Here is a 779-nt window from a genome sequence, read left to right as displayed (position 1 = left end):
TTGACCTTTTATCAACCTCAAAGTGAGTTGAAGCAGCACCAAACCACCTTGGAAGCGTACTTCAGGGTTCATCCTCCTCAAAGTTTGGCGCAAGCAGCGGCGAAGATCGAGGCGTTGACTGGGATTCGGCGCAGTCGCAGCCAGGTACAAGTGTTTCTCCAAGGGATGGGCAGGAAGTGCAGACGAGTGGGCGTACTTCCCGCCAAAGCCGACCCAGAGGCGCAAGAGGCAGATAAAAAAACCAGTTGGGGCCTTGCTTAGAAGAAGCCAAAGCGGGCCAGTGAGTCGTGTTTTTTGTGGATGCTGCCCATTTTGTTTTAGGAGCGTATCTGGGGTTTTTGTGGGGTTTCGAGCGCTTGGTTGTCAAAACGGGGGCAGGGCGACAGCGCTTCAATGTCTGAGCCGCCATGAATGCCCTCACCCACGAACTCGTCCTGGTCACGAACGATGCTTACATCAATGCTCAAAGGGTCTGTGAGTTGTTAAGAAAACTGGCTGTGCTAGAACTGAGCCTCCCAATTACCCTGGTACTGGACAACGCCCGTTATCAAAAATGTGCCCTTGTCACCGAACTTGCCCAGTCCCTAGAGATTGAGTTGCTCTACCTACCCCCTTATTCTCCCAACTTGAATTTGATTGAGCGGTTGTGGAAGTTTGTTAAAAAGCAGTGCTTGTACTCGACCTATTATGCTGACTTCGCTCAGTTCAAGACTGCCATTTCTCATGGCCTTGACCAATGCCACACGACGCATAAACAGGAGTTAGACTCCCTATTAACG

The 779-nt window shown here is 51.0% G+C and carries 1 pseudogene; it reads left to right on the top strand.

Annotated elements, in window-relative coordinates:
• Window positions 1-779: pseudogene (locus C7B65_RS29115) on the top strand (IS630 family transposase); the annotation flags it as partial.

Origin of the sequence: Phormidesmis priestleyi ULC007, from assembly GCF_003003695.1 — a bacterium.
GTDB lineage: Bacteria > Cyanobacteriota > Cyanobacteriia > Leptolyngbyales > Leptolyngbyaceae > Phormidesmis_A > Phormidesmis_A priestleyi_A.
The sequence above is the reverse complement of the archived record's forward strand: the minus strand, read 5'-3'. Positions and strand labels throughout refer to the sequence as shown.